Here is a 16,466-nt window from a genome sequence, read left to right on the forward strand (position 1 = left end):
GTGGCTACAGCTCCTGGCATTCCCTCGCGCCGGCCTTTCGGAGCGCTGCGATGAAGGTCCTGTCGGTGTTCGGCACGCGACCGGAAGCGATCAAGATGGGGCCGCTGGTAAGGGCCTTGGCGGAGGCTGCGGACATCGAATCGGTGGTCTGCATCACCGGCCAGCACCGGGCGATGCTGGACCAGGTGATGTCGCTGTTCGCGATCACCGCCGACCATGACCTCGATGTCATGGTGCCTAACCAGACCCTCAATGGCCTGTGTTCCAAGCTGTTCGAACGGCTTGACGCGCTCTACACGCAGGTTCGCCCGGACCGGGTACTGGTGCACGGCGATACCACCACGGCGATGACCGCCGCACTGGCCGCGTTCCACCACCGCATTCCGATCGGTCACGTCGAGGCCGGCCTGCGCACCGGCGACATCAACCGGCCGTGGCCGGAGGAAATGAACCGGCGGGTGATCGATGTGGTCGGCCACCAGCTGTACGCGCCCACGCCCAGCTCGCGCGCCAACCTGGCCGGTGAACACCTGGGCGGGCAGATCCTGGTCACCGGCAATACCGTCATCGATGCCCTGCAGCAGACCGTAGAGCGGCTGGATGCCGACCCGGCGCTGCGTGCGCGGGCTGACGAACCCTTCCACATGCTTGACCCCGATCGTCGCCTGCTGCTGGTCACCGGCCATCGCCGCGAGAGCTTCGGCCAGGGCTTCGAGGACATCTGCCGTGCGCTGGCTGAGCTGGCGCGGCGGCCGGACCTGCAGGTGCTGTACCCGGTGCACCTCAACCCGAACGTGCAGGGACCGGTCAACGCCCACCTCGGCCATCTCGACAACGTGCACCTGGTGCCACCGCAGGATTACCTGCGCTTCGTGCGCCTGATGCAGCGTGCGGACGTCATCCTCACCGACTCCGGTGGCGTGCAGGAAGAAGCGCCTGCGCTGGCCAAGCCAGTGCTGGTCATGCGCGACGTCACCGAACGCCCGGAGGCGGTCGAGGCCGGAGTGGTGACGCTGGTCGGCACCACGCCCTCGCGCATCGTCGAGGGGGTCAATGCGGCACTGGCCCAGCCACCGCAGCCGACCCGCTTCGATCCTGATGCCAGCCCCTACGGGGACGGCCGCGCCAGCGCCCGCATCGTCGCTGCCCTGCGCGGCACGCCGCTTCCCGAATTCTCGCCCGGTCTCCGCAGCGGCGGTGCCGCCCACCCCCATCCGCATGAAGTGACGCCATGACCCAGACCGGCCGCTCTGCCCTGTTTGTTTCCGCCGCCGCGTTCGTCCTGTCGGGCGTGGTCGGCACTGCCCATGCCGCCGACAACGTCGCCGGCCAGTTCGCCGAATGGAGCGGCGACAGCACGGTGAACCGGCAGATGACCCTGCGCGAACTTGGTTTCCGCCAACCGCTGGTGCTGAGCGGGCAGGAGAGCCAGCGCGAGGTCTACCTGCCGGTGCCGGCCGGCGTCGCCACCCGCGATGCGCAGCTGCAGCTGGATGGGCGTTATGTGCGCGGTCACGCCGGGCGCACCTCGGGCCTGTGGTCGGTCGATGGCGATCCGATCGCCGCGCGCTCGATTACCGACGCGCAGGGCGACGCCAGCCAGCTGCTGGCCATCGATGGCGAACCTCGCCAGAACGGCTTCGTGCGGGTCGGCGTCGGCTGGTGGTCGATCGTCTCCGACTACCAATGTGCCGACCAGAGCGCGCCGGCCAACGTGTTGCGGCTGTCGCCGGACTCGCGTTTCAGCTACCGCTTCGATGGCCGGGCCGTGGACACCGTGGCCAAGGCCTGGGGCGCGCTGCCACCGCAGGTGCGCCTGCTGGTGGATGGCAAGGCGCTGCAGGCGCCCGCCTACGACGCCGCCTGGCGCGTCGGTACCGCGTTGCAGGGCGGTGGCAAGCAGGTGCAGGTGGTGGCGCTACCCAAGGTCGGTGACAGTGTCGACCTGACCGGCATCAGCATCCCGGCCAGCCTGCAGGGCGTGCCGGCCTACGCTGCGCTGGCGACGGGCGAGCGTGCGCATGTGATCAAGGATCTGGCCGAAGTTGGCGCGCTGCTGTCGCTGCGTGACAGCGGGCCCTTGGCCGCTGACGTGATGATCGGCAGTGATGCGCTGCGGGCCGGCGTACGCGCGGCACTGGACGCGCTGGCCGTACAGGTTGCGGCTACGGGTGCCGATGCGGGCGCTGCCTTCGCCGCGTGGCGCGGTACCGATATGGGTGGCCTGGAAAAGCCCACGGCCAACGCATCGGTCAGCGTGGTCGCCGTTGCTGGCCGTCCGACGCTGGTGGTCGACCCGGCGGCGGCGGGCAAGGTCGCCGGGTTGTTCGCCGAACAGTGGCGCAGCTACGCGTTGGGCCGCAGCCTGCAGGTCAGCGCGGCGGGAACACCGAAGCTGGACGGAGACCAGGTGCTGCTGAGCCGGCTCGGCAACATCGCCGGCACGATGGATGTGGTCACCCGCGCGGACCGCAGTGCCACCTTCGACCTCGGCGTGCTGTCGGCCGATGGGCGCCTGCCCGAGGAAGTGGTGATCGATGTCTCGGCGGCGCCCAACGCCGCCGGGCAGGGCGCGGTGGCCACGATCCATTTCAACGATTACCTGCTGGGCGGCAAGGTGCTGTCGGCCAATGGCCAGCCGCAACGGCTGGTGGCCAAGGTGCCGGCCTACGCGCTGTCGGCGCGCAACGAGATCCGCGTCAGCTTCCTGCGCCAGCCGGCACGACCTTATTGCCACGATCCGGCCACCGCCTATCCGGTCTCGATCCTGCCCAGCAGCCACCTGACCCTGGCCAAGCGGTCGCTGGGCAGTGATTTCGTCGGCGCCAGCAGTCAGCTGTCGCGCGGCAACCAGGTGTTCGTGCCGGCCACGTGGCTGCAGGATGCACCGGCATCGCTGCGCAAGGTGATTGCGGTGGCCAGTGCAGTGGGTGCCTCGCCGGAGGCGTCGGAACTGAAGGTGGTCGATGCCGGTGCGGCGGTCAGCCCGGGCGTACCGTGGCTGGCATTCGGTGTGGCGCCATCGGGTGTCGATGTGGCCGGCCTGAAGGACGGTCATCTGCTGATCGGCGGGAAGCCGCAGCCGCTGCTGGATGTCAGCGGCCTGGACCGCGCCGCGGTGGTGCAGGTCGGCACCTCCGGCGGCCAGCTCGGCGTGCTGTACAGCGACCTGGGCGCACAGGCACCGTCATTCGGCGCACCGTTCCGGCTGCTGCGCGGTGATCTCGCCGTGCTCGACGGCAGTGATGCCGTGCGCGAGTTCGACCGCCAGGATCCTTACGGGAGTCGCGTTGCCCAGGATGGCAATCCGCAATCGAAGTGGGAACGGTACATGATCTGGTTGCTGCTGCTGGTCGGCGTGATCGTGTTCGCGCTGCTGGCCGCCCGCGTCACCCAGGTGCGCCGCCGCAAGTCCGCCAACACAGGGCACTGATCCACCGTGGACGGTCTGTTCTGGAACATCCAGCTGGCCAACTACTACGCTGCCCTGGAAACCACGGCGGCGGCGGTGGCCGTGCTGATCCTGATCTCCAGCCTCGATGACCTGTTCATCGATGTCTGGTACTGGGTGCGCGAGAGCTGGCGGGCGCTCACCATCAAGCGTCGCGCGGCGTACCGGCCACTGAGCCAGGAAGACCTGCTGCAGCGGCCGCAACAGCCGCTGGCGATCATGGTGCCGGCGTGGATGGATTACGACGTCATCGCGCAGATGGTGGAGAACATGATCAACGTGCTCGACTACCGCGAGTACGTGGTGTTCGTCGGCACCTATCCCAACGACCAGCAGACCATCGACGAAGTGGAGCGCATGCGCCGCCGCTACAAGCGCCTGCGCCGCGTGGAAGTGCCGCATGACGGGCCGACCAGCAAGGCCGACTGCCTGAACTGGCTGATCCTGGCCATCTTCGATTACGAGAAACGCCACGACATCGAGTTCGCCGGGGTGATCCTGCACGACAGCGAGGACGTGCTGCACCCGATGGAACTGCGCTTCTACAACTACCTGCTGCCGCGCAAGGACATGATCCAGTTGCCGGTCACCTCGCTGGACCGCGAGTGGTACGAACTGGTGGCCGGCGTCTACATGGACGAGTTCGCCGAATGGCATGCCAAGGATCTGGTGGTGCGCGAAAGTGTTTCCGGCATGGTGCCGTCGGCGGGCGTCGGTACCTGCTTCTCGCGGCGCGCGCTGCTGGCGCTGAGCGCGCAGACCGACAACCAGCCCTTCAACACCGACAGCCTCACCGAGGACTACGACGTCGGTGCGCGGCTGGCGGCGATGGGCATGCAGTCGATCTTCGCGCGCTTCCCGGTGCAGTTCCGCGTGCGCCGCCCGTCCTGGTTCGGTTGGGGACCGGTGCGCGAGCGCACCCAGCAGATGGCGCTGTGCGTGCGCGAGTACTTCCCCGACAACTTCCGCGCGTCGTACCGGCAGAAGGCGCGGTGGGTGCTGGGCATCGGGCTGCAGAGCTGGGAGTCGCTGGGCTGGCGCGGCTCGCTGGCCACCAAGTACCTGCTGGCGCGCGACCGCAAGGGCATCATCACCTCGTTCGTCAGCATCATCGCCTACCTCATCTTCCTGCAGCTGCTGCTGTTCTGGCTGCTGAAAATGACCGGGCTGTGGACGATGCAGTTTCCCAGCGTGTTCCAGGCCGGTACCTGGCAGATGAACGTGGCGCTGCTGACCACGGCGGCGCTGGCGACCCGCGTCGTGCAGCGCTTCTACTTCGTCAACCGGCTGTATGGCTGGGAACACGCGCTGATGTCGATCCCGCGCATGGTGGTCGGCAACATGATCAATTTCATGGCCACCGCACGCGCGTGGAAGGTGTTCCTGGCCTACCTGCTGTTCGGCAAGCGCATGGTCTGGGACAAGACCATGCACGACTTCCCGGATGCGGCGCAGCTGGTGCAGACCCGCAAGCAGCTCGGTGAGCTGTTGACCACCTGGCAGGCGGTGGAACCCGAACGCCTGCAGCAGGCGCTGGATCAGCAGCAGGCAGGGCGCCAGCAGCCGCTGGGTCGCATCCTGCTCACCCAGGGCTGGCTGGATGATGAAACGCTGGCCGAGGCGATCGCCTTCCAGGGCGACCTGCCACGCGCGGTCATCGACGTGGACTACCTGCGCGCCTGCCAGTTCCCGGTCAGTGCCGATGCATGTGTGCAATGGCGCATGCTGCCGCTGCCACCGCGCCAGCAAGGCACCCTGCGGCTGGCCGTGGCCAGCCCATTGCCCGAAGAGGCGTTGGCACTGCTGAAGCAGGAAACCCGCAGTGAGCACGTCGAACAGAGCATCGCCCGCGAAAGCGAAATCAACGCGGGCCTGCGCCTGATCGGTGGCGACCGGCAGTGGCACCTGGACAACGTGCCGCTGCTGGGCGACCTGCTGGTGGAGATGCGCCTGATCGACCACGCGCGCTTCGAGATCGCACTGGATGACTACATGCCGCAGCGCGACGGCCGCATCGGCGATTACCTGGTCAAGCAGGGCATCACCACCGAGGAGGCCGTGGCCCAGGCCATGCAGGAGCAGCGTCGACGTGCGGCCGCGCTGCAGTCACCGCCTCCCGGAGCCTTGCCGGCATGAAGACCACGCTGCTGTCCACCGTCATTGCCGTCGCGTTGGCCACGGCCAGCGTATCGGTACAGGCCCAGGCCGATGCGCAGCTGCCATTGTCTGGAGCTGCCTACCGTATCGCCGAACAGGCGTTTGCCGCCTATGAGCGTGGTGACTACCGAGCGGCGTACCAGCAGTCCACTGAAGCGATCCGGCTGCGCCCGGATGTGGTGCGGCTGCGCCTGCTGCAGATCTATGCGCTGCAGAAGCTCGGGCGTGGCGCAGAAGCGCAGCAGCAGGCGCGGCGTGCGCTGGATGCGGGGTTGAAGGATCCCGCCTTGCCGGCGCTGGCGGCTGCCACCGCTGCACGTAGCGCGGCAACCGGAGGCGAAGGTGCGCGCACGACATCCCCATCGCGTCCGGTCGGCAGCGCCGCAGACCGCAGCAGGCAGCAGGCCTACGCGCTGGCCACCGAGGCGTACGCGGCCTATGACGCCGGGCGGATGGGAGAGGCGGCCAGCAAGGCCGAGCAGGCGTTCCGGCAGCAGCCGAAACAGAGCGCATGGGCCCTGCTGTGGGTGGCGGCACTGGAGGCACAGCAACAGCCCGAACAGGCCGACGCCGCCATCGGCACCGCGCTGCAGCTGGGGGCACCCAACGTCGAGGAACTGCGCGCGCGCCGCGTGGCACTGGGTCGCCAACGCGCCCTGCTGCAGGCCCAGCAGGCCTATCAATCGCTGTCCGCAGGCGAGGATGCCGCCGCCATTGAGCAGGCACACGCTGCCGTGGAACTGGCCCCCGACGTGGCTTCATACCGGCTGCTATTGATCACCGCGCAGCTGCAGGGCGATCAGCTGGCCGACGCTGAGCACAGTGCTGATCAGGCATTGCAGGTAGATGCCAACGACCTCAATGCACGGGTCATGCGCGGTTACCTGCGCCAGCGCCAGGGCAGCACGTTGCGGGCCAATGAAGATTTCGACGCCGCGCTTGCCACGCCGGGATCAACCGCGCAGCAGCGCAACGTGCGCCTGCTCGCGGTGGATGCGGCACTGGCTGCCGGCGATCGGGTGCGTGCGGCTGCACTGCTGGCACCGTTGCAGGCGCCAGTGCCAGCAGATGAGAGAGACGCACGGGCACAGCTGCTGTTGCAGCAGGGCATCGAGCAGCGCGCCAAGGCGATTCGCTCCAGTCGCGCGCTTCCCCGCATCAGCGCCGAGGCCTACCCGGCACCGGTCCAGCACTGCCAGTCCGGCGACACAGGCAATGTCTGCGAGCTGATGCCGGCCGACCTGCAGGGGGATGGCGGTGCCGCACAGCGCGCCTACGCTGCCTATGCGCGGCGGGACTACGCTGACGCCATCGATGAGGGACGGCAGGCCGTGCAGCACGCACCGGACGACGCGAACCTGCAAGGCCTGCTGACCACCACGCTGGCAGCGGGCAACCGTGCCCAGCAGGACGAAGCGCGGCGGCGGCTGGATACGGCGCTGGCACAGCACCCTGATGACGCAGGAGCACTGATGCAGCGCGGCTACCTCAACCAGAAGGCCAGGGATCCGGCACAGGCACTGGCCGACTTCCGTGCCGCCGAGGCCACCGGCAAGGCGCCGAAGAGCGTGGTGCTGGACCAGGCGTACGCGAGTGCGGCCAACGGCGATCATCCACAGGCGGTGACGCTGCTGCGTAGCGCCATTGATCGCGCCGACGTCGGTGAGCTGCCGCTGGATGAGCATCAGCGCTACAACGTGCGCAATGCCATCGCCAACTATTCACGCGAGTGGGGCGTGGTCGCCTCGGCGGGTTTCCGGGGTGCGCGCCAGGCCGCAACCAATGTCGGCGGTGCGGCGATCAGCACGCCGGGCGATTCGGTGTTCAGCACGCTGGAGGCGTTCTGGCGGCCACCAGCGTTCAATGACCAGCATGGCACGCTGGAGCTCTACGCACGCCTGCTCAATACGCTGTACGACGAAGGCGGCACCTATGAATCGATCCGTGCGGTGGATCCGTGCACCGGCGAATCAACGCCGGATGCGCGTGCACGCGCCGAGCGCCTCAGTCATTCGCGCTCGACCACCGGCTGGCCGTCCACCATCGCCTCTTTCGGCCTGCGCTACGCCTTTGGCCAGACCGGTTTGAGCGCCGGCATCGAGCGCCGCCAGTTCCTGGGCAGTGCCACCCGCCAGGGCGAGGTCTACCCCGCATCGGCAGCGGTGCAGTGCCGCCTGCAGCTGGCCCTGAACCGGCCACTGGAAGCCAGCACGCTGGCGCGCTACCGCTTGGCCAGCGGTTCCGGTGGATGGATGTCCTACCTGACCTACGGCTATTACCACGGCACTGATCTGCGCACCGATGTGAACCAGTGGTGGATGGTCAGTGGCTATGCGCAGGGGGGATATACCTGGGACGACAACGGTGCCACCTTCACCCTCGACGCGCTCGATGCCAACGGCACGCCGGTGCGGCGCCTTGGCGAGGCCAATGGCCGCCTGCATCGCGAACAGTGGTTCGCTGCCGGTGAACTGCGTGCCGGGCGCAGCTTCCGTTTCGGTGCCGGGCAGACGCACTGGGTGGTGACACCCTATGTCGTGGTTGGCGCCGATTGGCTGGACCAGCGCTCGCGCGTGCGTGACATCCGTTATCCGCCGTTCCCGGCGCAGTCGTTCGCGCTCAACGATACGCAGCGCAGCTGGTCACTTGGCGCAGGGCCAGGCGTGGGCGTGCGTTACTGGTTCCGGGAGGACCACTACAACACGCCGCGTTCCTACCTGGACCTGACCGTGCAGTACCGCATCGCGATCGGCGGTGGTGATACGCAGCGTGCCAAGGGCCTGTTCGCCACCGCCATCCTCTACTACTGAGGAAGGCCCCAGCGTCGCCGCAGCGCTGCGGCCTGCGGTGTGTCCTGGGTCAGCCATGGCTCCAATGCATAGACCAGCACGTGCTGTGCGCCGCTGTCGCGTGCCCATGCCAACTGCCGCTGGATGCGTGCGGCATCGGCCGTTTCGCCCTTGAATCCGCTGCCGTCGGCGGGGCCGCCGGGCAGTTCGCGGAACAGTTCAACGATCGCATCGAAACCGATGCCGTTGGCATGGAGATGATCGAGCAGCGGTTGCAGCTGCTGCACGTTGCCGGCGCCGGCCACCCCCACGCCGTCCTGCACCATTGGCCGCAGCGCGGTCTGTGCCAACACCGCCTGCCACAGCGTGACCAAGTTGCCATCGGTCTGCAGGCGGCTGAAGTAGCAGGACATCGCGCAGTCGCCACCGCGTGCGCTGGCGGCCTGCACCAGCCCGTGCAGCCACTGCGCCAGCCATTGCTGGCGGGCCGGATCGGCCCAGTGGTACTGCTCCAGCTCGTAGGGCAGGTACCAGCCCCCGAAGGCCGGCTGCTGCGCCCAGGGTGCCTGTGCCAACCAGCTGCGTGCGTGCGCCAGGCTCTCGGCCAGGAAGGCCTGCAGCGTTGCGTCGTCTGCGCCGATGGCCTGCCACCAGCGCTGCTGGAAGGGCAGGCCGACGCGGATGCGGATGTCGTTCTCGCTGGCAGCGGTGAACAGCTGCTGCAGGCTGCCGTCGGGCAATGACCAGTCGCCGTCACTGCCACCGACGATGCCGGTCCATTGCAGCACCAGCTGCCTGCAGCCCAGCGTACGTGCAAGCTTCAAGGATCGCTGCCAGTCGGCCAGGCCCCACTGCAGGTGGCTGCGCCAGGGCTGCAGGAAGGTGCCATCCACCTGCACCGGCAGCGAGCAGCCGGGCAGGGTGGCGAGCGTACCGGCCAATGGCGCCAGCACTGCCGCACGCAGCAGCCGGCGGCGCAACGGCGAGGACGGATCAGCAGGAAGGACTGGCGGTGGCATGCCCGCATCATCCCAAAGCACCGTGCGCGGCAGGTGAACCAGCGCCCGGTAGCGCCGGCCGCTGGCCGAAGCGTGCTCCGGTAGTGCCGGCCGCTGGCCGGCATCACCTACCGCTTATTCCAACGCGTAGCGCAGGGTGAACAGCACCGCCACCAGCCACACCGCCGGATGCACTTCGCGCCAGCGGCCGGTACCGGCCTTCAGCGCGGCATAGGCGATGAAGCCGAACGCCAGGCCATTGGCGATGGAGTAGGTGAACGGCATCGCCAGCGCACACAGTGCCGCCGGCACCGATTCGGTCAGGTCGCTCCAGTCCACTTCCACCAGCTCACGCAGCATCAGCCCGGCCACGAACAGCAACGCCGGTGCGGTGGCATAGCTGGGCACCATCGCCGCCAGCGGCGAGAACAGCAGCGCGGCCAGGAACAGTGCCGATACCACCAGTGCTGTCAGGCCGGTACGGCCACCTACCTGCACGCCCGAGGCGCTTTCGGCAAACGCGGTGGTACTGCTGGTACCGAGCATCGAGCCGGCCACGATCGCGGTGCTGTCGGCCAGCAGCGCACGGCCGAAGCGCTTCTGCGCGCCTGGAAGTTTCAGCAGGCCGGCGCGACCGACCACGCCGTACAGCGTGCCGGTGGCATCGAACACTTCCACCAGCACGAACACCAGCACCACCTGCAGCAGCACCGCGATCGGCGCACCGCCGTCATGGTGCAGCAGGCCCGGCAGGTCCAGCTGCAGGAAGGTGGGTGCCAGGCTCGGCGGCAGCGAGACCAGACCCTGGTACTGCACGTCGCCCAATGCCCAACCAGCGCCGGTCACGGCCAGGATGCCGATCAGGATCGCGCCACGGATGCGGCGCGCTTCCAGTACCGCGATCAGCAGAAAGCCGGCCAGCGCCAGCAGCGGCGGCGCCGTGTTCAACGGGCCCAGCGCCACCAGCGTGTCTTCATTGCCGACGATCACGCCGGACTTCTGCAGCGCGATGATCGCCAGGAACAGGCCGATGCCGGCCACGATGGCCGAGCGCAGCGACGAAGGAATGCCCGACACCAGCCATGCACGCACACCGGTCAGCGACAGCACCAGGAACACCAGGCCGGAGATGAACACCGCGCCCAGTGCCTGCTGCCACGGCAGGCCGGCAGCGCCGACCACGGTGAAGGCGAAGAACGCGTTCAGGCCCATGCCGGGCGCCATGCCGACCGGGAAGTTGGCGGCCAGCGCCATCACCGCCGAACCCAGTGCAGCAGCCAGGCAGGTGGCCACGAACACCGCGCCCGCATCCATGCCGGTGGTGCCAAGGATCTCGGGATTGACGAAGACGATGTAGGACATCGTCAGGAAGGTGGTGACACCGGCCAGCAGCTCGGTGCGCACGGTGGTGCCGTGCTGCTGCAGCTGGAACAGGCGCTCGAACAGGGACATGGGGCTTCTCGCGAAGGTGTCGCCAGCAAGCGGGCGACCCACAGAAGGAGAAAGGCCGCGCGAGCGCGGCCTTTCCTGTTGCCTTACTTCAGCGCCTTGAAGCGCAGGCGCTTCGGCGCAGCGTCGTCGCCCATGCGGCGGCGCTTGTCTTCTTCGTACTCGCGGTAGTTGCCCTGGAAGAACTCCACGTGCGAGTCGCCTTCGAACGCCAGGATGTGGGTCGCGATGCGATCCAGGAACCAGCGGTCATGCGAAATGACGAAGGTGTTGCCCGGGAACTCCAGCAGCGCATCTTCCAGCGCACGCAGGGTTTCGATGTCCAGATCGTTGGACGGTTCGTCGAGCAGCAGCACGTTGCCACCCTGCAGCAGGGTCTTGGCCATGTGCAGGCGGCCACGCTCACCACCGGACAGCGAACCAACCATCTTCTGCTGGTCCTGGCCCTTGAAGTTGAAGCGGCCGATGTAGGCGCGCGACTGGATCTCGATGCCGTTGATGTTGAGGATGTCCAGGCCGCCAGCGATTTCCTGGAAGACGTTGTGGTTGCCTTCCAGCGCGTCGCGGCTCTGGTCCACGTAGGACAGCTTCACGGTCGGGCCGACCACGATCTCGCCGGTATCCGGCTTTTCCTGGCCGGTGATCATCTTGAACAGGGTCGACTTACCGGCACCGTTCGGGCCGATGATGCCGACGATGGCGCCGGCCGGCACCAGGAAGCTCAGGTTGTCGAACAGCAGGCGGTCGCCGAACTTCTTGGAGACGTTCTTGAACTCCATCACCGCATTGCCCAGGCGCTCGCCCGGCGGAATGAAGATTTCATTGGTCTCGTTGCGCTTCTGGTAATCGACCGACTGCAGCTCTTCCAGGCGGGCCAGACGGGCCTTGCCCTTGGTGCGGCCGCCCTTGGCGTTCTGGCGCGACCACTCCAGTTCCTTCTGGATCGCCTTCTGGCGAGCCTTTTCCTGGTTGTCTTCCTGCTTCAGGCGCTCATCCTTCTGGGTCAGCCAGTCGGTGTAGTTGCCCTTCCACGGAATGCCGCGGCCGCGGTCCAGTTCCAGGATCCACTCGGCGGCGTTGTCCAGGAAGTAGCGATCGTGGGTGACCGCCACCACGGTGCCGGTGTAGCGCGCCAGGAACTGTTCCAGCCATTCCACCGACTCGGCGTCGAGGTGGTTGGTCGGTTCGTCGAGCAGTAGCATGTCCGGCTTCTGCAGCAGCAGGCGGCACAGCGCCACGCGGCGCTTTTCACCACCGGACAGCTTGCCGACCACGGCATCCCACGGCGGCAGGCGCAGCGCATCGGCGGCCACGTCCAGCTGGTTCTCCAGGGTGTGCGCGTCGCCAGCGGCCAGGATCGCCTCCAGGCGCTCCTGTTCCTTGGCCAGCGCGTCGAAGTCGGCGCCTTCCTCGGCGTAGGCCAGGTACACCGCGTCCAGCGCGGCCTGGGCCTGCAGCACTTCGCCCACGCCTTCCTCGACCGCTTCACGCACGGTCTTGGTCGGGTCCAGTTCCGGTTCCTGCGCCAGGTAGCCGACCTTGATGCCCGGCTGCGGGCGGGCTTCGCCCTCGAAATCGGTGTCCACGCCGGCCATGATCTTCAGCACGGTGGACTTGCCGGCGCCGTTCAGGCCCAGCAGGCCGATCTTCGCGCCCGGGAAGAAGGACAGCGAGATGTCCTTGATGATCTGCCGCTTGGGCGGGACCACCTTGGACACGCGGTTCATGGTGTAGATGTATTGCGAGGACATGCGGTCTCCGTAGGCGCGGCCCTGCGCCCGACCCGTCACGGGAACATCCCGTTGCGGCAGCGGGCACAGACTGAAATGGAATACCGCCAATTATAGCCGGAACCGGTTCCGGGCCGCGCCCGGGCAGGGGCGCCGGGCTGGCCGCGGCCTGAATACCCGGTCACAGTCCTGTAGCGGGAAGCGTTTCCAGCCGGAAACGGTTCAGATCGGGTGCGCAATATGGGCTCACCACCCACCCGAGCAGAGGTCTGACATGCGCATCAATCGAGTAATGGCCGGCGCCGTGGCCCCGGCCTTCGCCGACAACGACCACCGCCGCGACCACGACCGCCGCGAGTGGCGCGAGGACCGCCGCGAATGGCGCCAGGACCGTCGTGACTGGGAACGCGACCGCCGCGAGGCCCGGCGCGACTACCGCCAGGATCGCCGCGAGTGGCACCGCGACCATGACCGCTACTACCGCCCGGCACCGCCGCGTGTGGTGTACCGCCCGGCCTATGGCCCGGGCTACGGCTGGAAGGTCGGCCATCGCTACCGCGACTACTACCGTGGCCCGGTCTATGTGGTGAACGACTACCCGCGCTATCACCTGCGTCGCCCGCCATATGGCCACCACTGGATCCGCGATGACCGCGGCAACATGCTGCTGGTGGCCATCGCCACCGGTGTGATCGCCCAGTACGTGCTCAGCAGCCGCTGAGGATCGCAGTCGGGGTCGGATCCCTTTGCAGCGCAAAGGGCTCTGCCCCCGCAACGCCACTCGAAACCATACGGGGCCGGATTCCTTCGGGGATGCCGGCCCCGTCCGTTTCGGCCCCGGCAGGCCCGGTGCGGGGCTACAATCGGGGGCTGAGCCGTACCCCCTTTTCCCTGCCTGCTGGAGTACCCGATGTTCCCGCGTGACGTCCGCATCGAATCCTACGATCCCGAACTGGCCAAGGCCATCGCCGCTGAAACCCAGCGCCAGGAAGACCACGTCGAGCTGATCGCCAGCGAGAACTACACCAGCCCGGCGGTGATGGAAGCGCAGGGCAGCCAGCTGACCAACAAGTACGCCGAAGGCTACCCGGGCAAGCGCTACTACGGTGGCTGCGAATACGTGGACATCGCCGAGCAGCTGGCGATCGACCGCTTGAAGCAGCTGTTCGGCGCCGACTACGCCAACGTGCAGCCGCACAGCGGCTCGCAGGCCAACCAGGCCGTGTACTTCGCCCTGCTGCAGCCGGGTGACACCATCCTCGGCATGAGCCTGGCCCACGGCGGCCACCTCACCCACGGTGCCAAGGTCAACGCCTCGGGCAAGCTGTTCAACGCCGTGCAGTATGGTGTGAACGACCAGGGCCTGATCGATTACGACGAAGTCGAGCGCCTGGCCCTGGAGCACAAGCCGAAGATGGTCGTGGCCGGCTTCTCGGCCTACTCGCAGGTGATCGACTGGGCGCGCTTCCGCGCCATCGCCGACAAGGTCGGTGCCTACCTGTTCGTCGACATGGCCCACGTCGCCGGCCTGGTTGCTGCTGGCGTCTATCCCAGCCCGCTGGAACACGCGCACGTGGTCACCTCGACCACCCACAAGACCCTGCGCGGCCCGCGTGGCGGCATCATCGTCGCCAAGGGCGCCGACGAAGACCTGGTCAAGAAGCTGCAGTCGATCGTGTTCCCGGGCATCCAGGGCGGTCCGCTGATGCACGTCATCGCCGGCAAGGCCGTGGCCTTCAAGGAAGCGCTGGAACCGGGCTTCAAGGCCTACCAGCAGCAGGTGGTGAAGAACGCCCAGGCGATGGCCAACACGCTGATCGCGCGCGGCTACAAGATCGTCTCCGGCGGCACCCAGAACCACCTGATGCTGGTCGACATGATCGGCAAGGACGTGTCCGGCAAGGACGCGGAAGCCGCGCTGGGCAAGGCCCACATCACCGTCAACAAGAACTCGGTGCCGAACGATCCGCGTTCGCCGTTCGTGACCTCGGGCCTGCGCCTGGGCACCCCGGCGGTGACCACCCGTGGTTACGTCGAACAGGATTGCGTGGACCTGGCCAACTGGATCGCCGACGTGCTCGACGCACCGAACGATGACGCCGTCATCGCCCGCGTGCGCGACGCCGTCAGCGCGCAGTGCCGCAAGTACCCGGTCTACGGCTGATCGCAGCAGGGGTCGGATCCCTTCCCGCCGGGAAGGGCTCCGACCCCGAAGCCCGGATCGAAGCAGGGGTCGGATCCCTTCCCGCAGGGAAGGGCTCTGACCCCGGTATCGGAGCAACCGCGCATGGATGAGCGCCACCTCAAGTACCTCTACGCCGCGCTGGCGGTGCTGTTCGGCCTGCCCAGCCTGGCGATGGGCGGCGCGGCGGCGACGATGCTGTTGCTGATGGGGCTGGGCCAGTTTGGTCATGGCACGCTGGTCTCGGTAACGGTGATGCCGCTGTGGGGCCTGGCCGGCATTGCCGGCTGCCTGGCCTGGTTGTGGCTGAGCGCGGGTTTTCTGTTGCAGGGGCGTGCCGGGCTGCACGTGCACCGCCTCTGGTGGTGGATGCTGCTGGCGGGCGGTCTCGCCGCCTTGCCCCCGCTGGGGCTGGCGCTGTGGTGGGGCATCGCCGTGCACGGCGAAGGCCTCGGCTTGTTGCTGCTGGGCCCGTCGATGCTGGTGCCGGCTGCGATGCTGGTGTGGATCAAACGCTGCGGATGATGCGGCCCAGGGAAGGAAACCGAACGCATGGATGAGCGTCTGCACAAACGCTGGATGGCCATTGCCGGCCTATTGGTGGGCCTGCCCACGGTGGCCGCCGGAGGCACGGGTGCCGTGCTGGGTCTGATGGTCGTATGGGATGGCAAGTACCTGACCGGTGACGAGTACAGGATCCTGCTGCTGTGGTCGTCGGCCGGGATCATCGGCCTGCTGTCGTGGTTGTGGCTGAGCGGCCTGTTCCTGTGGCGCGGTGTTACCGGCCTGCGCCAATCGCCGGTTGTCGCCTGGATAGGCCTGGCGCTGGGAAGCCTGGCCGCGCTGGGCGTGGTCGCCGCCACGCTGTACTTCACCTTCAAGCGCGGGGAGATCTCGACCCTGGCCTTCTTCGGGTTCGGCCCGCCGCTGTTGGTGATGGCAGGGCATCTGGCGTGGCTGCGTTGGGCGCGCGCGGCCTCGGCGCCGCCGGCACCCGGTTGAACGCGCAGCGCTGACCGCGCTGGCGGTTCTGTTCGGCCGAAATGCAGGCACTTCCGCGCAGACAGCATTTGCTGCGGGGCCCTTTCTCAGGTACCTTTGCGACGCTGCCATGACCGTGGCAATAGGTACTTTCCTGAGCCAGGCGTTCCATGCACTGCCCCTTCTGCCAACATGCCGATACCCGGGTCATCGACTCGCGCGTCTCCGAAGACGGCGCGACGATCCGTCGTCGGCGTGAATGCGAAGCCTGTGGCGAGCGCTTCAGCACCATGGAAACGGTGGAGTTGAAACTGCCCGCCATCGTCAAGAGCGATGGCACCCGTGAAGCATTCGACCAGCGGAAGGTCCGCGCTGGCTTCGACCGCGCGCTGCAGAAGCGTGCGGTGGCCGAAGACAAGATCGAAGCGGCGGTACGCGCCGTGGTCCATCAGCTGCGCATCAGCGGTGAGCGCGAAGTACCCTCGATCAAGGTCGGCGAGTTCGTCATGAACGAACTGCGCAAGCTCGACCATGTCGGCTATGTGCGCTTCGCGTCGGTCTACCGCAGCTTCGAGGACGTGGCCGATTTCCGCGAGGAGATCGAGAAGCTGGAGCGCGACCTGCCATCCAGTACCGAACAGCTGCAGCTGCTGGGCGACGTGATCGCCCTGACCAAGAAGAAGAAGGGCTGACGCCCCGGTAGATGCCAACCTTGGTTGGCACAGATAT

General features: G+C 67.5%; 12 protein-coding genes. 9 read left to right on the top strand and 3 right to left on the bottom strand.

The features are described from left to right. The first annotated feature begins 50 nt into the window (after positions 1-50). From wecB to ACSYS9_RS03055, 4 genes are read left to right on the top strand one after another with little or no spacing between them, the layout of a single operon-like run. Positions 51-1,235 carry a non-hydrolyzing UDP-N-acetylglucosamine 2-epimerase gene (gene wecB, locus ACSYS9_RS03040; protein ID WP_049462842.1) on the top strand — a complete coding sequence of 395 codons (1,185 nt, stop codon included), beginning with the start codon at positions 51-53 and terminating at the stop codon, positions 1,233-1,235. Then, the gene (locus ACSYS9_RS03045; RefSeq protein WP_440568795.1) at positions 1,232-3,433 is read left to right on the top strand and encodes a hypothetical protein; all 2,202 of its coding nucleotides are present in this window, start codon (positions 1,232-1,234) and stop codon (positions 3,431-3,433) included. The genes wecB and ACSYS9_RS03045 overlap by 4 nt, the downstream gene beginning before the upstream one ends. A 6-nt stretch (positions 3,434-3,439) precedes the next feature. Continuing rightward, positions 3,440-5,587, top strand: coding sequence for a glycosyl transferase family protein (locus tag ACSYS9_RS03050; protein WP_049462844.1), 2,148 nt, complete (start codon positions 3,440-3,442; stop codon positions 5,585-5,587). After that, positions 5,584-8,418 (top strand): NfrA family protein, encoded by a 2,835-nt coding sequence (locus ACSYS9_RS03055; protein WP_440568797.1) that lies wholly within the window; start codon positions 5,584-5,586, stop codon positions 8,416-8,418. Before ACSYS9_RS03050 ends, ACSYS9_RS03055 begins: the two co-directional genes overlap by 4 nt. Here the strand turns inward: ACSYS9_RS03055 and ACSYS9_RS03060 are convergent. From ACSYS9_RS03060 to ettA, 3 genes are all read right to left on the bottom strand, one after another. Continuing rightward, entirely contained in the window at positions 8,412-9,416 is a 1,005-nt protein-coding gene (locus ACSYS9_RS03060; RefSeq protein WP_177179499.1) for a DUF4434 domain-containing protein, read from the bottom strand. The two genes, ACSYS9_RS03055 and ACSYS9_RS03060, sit on opposite strands and share 7 nt — an antisense overlap. Before the next feature lie 114 nt (positions 9,417-9,530). Further along, complete coding sequence (locus ACSYS9_RS03065) at positions 9,531-10,847, bottom strand: NCS2 family permease (protein WP_005408048.1); 1,317 nt, start codon at positions 10,845-10,847, stop codon at positions 9,531-9,533. An 83-nt stretch (positions 10,848-10,930) separates the two neighbouring features. Further along, the gene (ettA, locus tag ACSYS9_RS03070) at positions 10,931-12,595 is read right to left on the bottom strand and encodes an energy-dependent translational throttle protein EttA (protein ID WP_005412220.1); all 1,665 of its coding nucleotides are present in this window, start codon (positions 12,593-12,595) and stop codon (positions 10,931-10,933) included. A 253-nt stretch (positions 12,596-12,848) separates the two neighbouring features. On the opposite strand from ettA, the gene ACSYS9_RS03075 reads away from it, so the two are divergent. The 5 genes from ACSYS9_RS03075 (at position 12,849) to nrdR (ending at position 16,429) form a co-directional block, all read left to right on the top strand. After that, entirely contained in the window at positions 12,849-13,295 is a 447-nt protein-coding gene (locus ACSYS9_RS03075; RefSeq protein WP_049462846.1) for an RcnB family protein, read from the top strand. A gap of 189 nt (positions 13,296-13,484) precedes the next feature. Continuing rightward, the gene (glyA, locus tag ACSYS9_RS03080; protein WP_010481990.1) at positions 13,485-14,738 is read left to right on the top strand and encodes a serine hydroxymethyltransferase; all 1,254 of its coding nucleotides are present in this window, start codon (positions 13,485-13,487) and stop codon (positions 14,736-14,738) included. Between the two features lie 123 nt (positions 14,739-14,861). Next, positions 14,862-15,281 carry a hypothetical protein gene (locus tag ACSYS9_RS03085; protein WP_049462847.1) on the top strand — a complete coding sequence of 140 codons (420 nt, stop codon included), beginning with the start codon at positions 14,862-14,864 and terminating at the stop codon, positions 15,279-15,281. Positions 15,282-15,308: 27 nt separating this feature from the next. Continuing rightward, positions 15,309-15,758 carry a hypothetical protein gene (locus ACSYS9_RS03090; RefSeq protein ID WP_049462848.1) on the top strand — a complete coding sequence of 150 codons (450 nt, stop codon included), beginning with the start codon at positions 15,309-15,311 and terminating at the stop codon, positions 15,756-15,758. 149 nt (positions 15,759-15,907) lie between these two features. Further along, complete coding sequence (gene nrdR / locus ACSYS9_RS03095) at positions 15,908-16,429, top strand: transcriptional regulator NrdR (RefSeq protein ID WP_004143350.1); 522 nt, start codon at positions 15,908-15,910, stop codon at positions 16,427-16,429. Positions 16,430-16,466: the final 37 nt, after the last annotated feature.

This window comes from Stenotrophomonas sp. STK17_22, assembly GCF_051983905.1.
Lineage (GTDB): Bacteria > Pseudomonadota > Gammaproteobacteria > Xanthomonadales > Xanthomonadaceae > Stenotrophomonas > Stenotrophomonas maltophilia_A.